Source organism: Pantoea sp. Cy-640 (assembly GCF_011752635.1).
In the GTDB taxonomy this organism is placed as follows: domain Bacteria; phylum Pseudomonadota; class Gammaproteobacteria; order Enterobacterales; family Enterobacteriaceae; genus Pantoea; species Pantoea dispersa.
Genome location: NZ_VWXB01000020.1, coordinates 1 through 1,714 on the forward strand (window position 1 = coordinate 1; position 1,714 = coordinate 1,714).

Below are 1,714 nucleotides of genomic sequence, written 5' to 3' on the forward strand. Positions count from 1 at the left end.
GTATCTTCAGGTAAGGAGGTGATCCAACCGCAGGTTCCCCTACGGTTACCTTGTTACGACTTCACCCCAGTCATGAATCACAAAGTGGTAAGCGCCCTCCCGAAGGTTAAGCTACCTACTTCTTTTGCAACCCACTCCCATGGTGTGACGGGCGGTGTGTACAAGGCCCGGGAACGTATTCACCGTAGCATTCTGATCTACGATTACTAGCGATTCCGACTTCATGGAGTCGAGTTGCAGACTCCAATCCGGACTACGACGCACTTTATGAGGTCCGCTTGCTCTCGCGAGGTCGCTTCTCTTTGTATGCGCCATTGTAGCACGTGTGTAGCCCTGGCCGTAAGGGCCATGATGACTTGACGTCATCCCCACCTTCCTCCGGTTTATCACCGGCAGTCTCCTTTGAGTTCCCGGCCGAGCCGCTGGCAACAAAGGATAAGGGTTGCGCTCGTTGCGGGACTTAACCCAACATTTCACAACACGAGCTGACGACAGCCATGCAGCACCTGTCTCAGAGTTCCCGAAGGCACCAAAGCATCTCTGCTAAGTTCTCTGGATGTCAAGGCCAGGTAAGGTTCTTCGCGTTGCATCGAATTAAACCACATGCTCCACCGCTTGTGCGGGCCCCCGTCAATTCATTTGAGTTTTAACCTTGCGGCCGTACTCCCCAGGCGGTCGACTTAACGCGTTAGCTCCGGAAGCCACGCCTCAAGGGCACAACCTCCAAGTCGACATCGTTTACGGCGTGGACTACCAGGGTATCTAATCCTGTTTGCTCCCCACGCTTTCGCACCTGAGCGTCAGTCTTCGTCCAGGGGGCCGCCTTCGCCACCGGTATTCCTCCAGATCTCTACGCATTTCACCGCTACACCTGGAATTCTACCCCCCTCTACGAGACTCAAGCCTGCCAGTTTCAAATGCAGTTCCCAGGTTAAGCCCGGGGATTTCACATCTGACTTAACAGACCGCCTGCGTGCGCTTTACGCCCAGTAATTCCGATTAACGCTTGCACCCTCCGTATTACCGCGGCTGCTGGCACGGAGTTAGCCGGTGCTTCTTCTGCGGGTAACGTCAATCGGCGAGGTTATTAACCTCACCGCCTTCCTCCCCGCTGAAAGTACTTTACAACCCGAAGGCCTTCTTCATACACGCGGCATGGCTGCATCAGGCTTGCGCCCATTGTGCAATATTCCCCACTGCTGCCTCCCGTAGGAGTCTGGACCGTGTCTCAGTTCCAGTGTGGCTGGTCATCCTCTCAGACCAGCTAGGGATCGTCGCCTAGGTGAGCCATTACCCCACCTACTAGCTAATCCCATCTGGGCACATCCGATGGTGTGAGGCCCGAAGGTCCCCCACTTTGGTCTTGCGACGTTATGCGGTATTAGCTACCGTTTCCAGTAGTTATCCCCCTCCATCGGGCAGTTTCCCAGACATTACTCACCCGTCCGCCACTCGCCACCCAAAGAGCAAGCTCTTCTGTGCTGCCGTTCGACTTGCATGTGTTAGGCCTGCCGCCAGCGTTCAATCTGAGCCATGATCAAACTCTTCAATTTAAGTTTGATTTGCTGCAACGAGTGCAGCGATGCTCTGTGAATTAAACTTCGTAATGAATTACGTGTTCACTCAGCAAAGACTTGATATTTTTTACGTCCGGAGACGCTGATATCAATCCTGCGAGTGCCCACACAGATTGTCTGATAAATTGTTAAAGAGC

Annotated in this window: 1 rRNA gene; it reads right to left on the reverse strand. The window is 53.7% G+C overall.

The features are described 5' to 3' along the window. Positions 1–11: 11 nt before the first annotated feature. Positions 12–1,553, reverse strand: a 16S ribosomal RNA gene (locus F3J36_RS23945). Between the last annotated feature and the right edge of the window lie 161 nt (positions 1,554–1,714).